Annotated in this window: 1 rRNA gene; it reads right to left on the minus strand. The window is 54.6% G+C overall.

What is annotated here, in order from left to right:
- A 23S ribosomal RNA gene (locus tag CHH91_RS19295) occupies window positions 1-229 on the minus strand; the annotation flags it as partial.

The raw sequence follows: 229 nt of genomic DNA on the forward strand, positions 1-229 counted from the left end.
TCCCGACTAACCCTGAGCGGACGAGCCTTCCTCAGGAAACCTTGGGCTTTCGACGGATAGGATTCTCACCTATCTTTTCGCTACTCATACCGGCATTCTCACTTCCAAGCACTCCACCAGTCCTCACGATCTGGCTTCGCTGTCCTTGGAACGCTCCCCTACCCAATCCCATACGGGATTGCCATAGCTTCGGTGATACGTTTAGCCCCGGTACATTTTCGGCGCAGAG

This window comes from Virgibacillus sp. 7505 (assembly GCF_002272135.1).
In the GTDB taxonomy this organism is placed as follows: Bacteria; Bacillota; Bacilli; order Bacillales; family Amphibacillaceae; genus Terribacillus.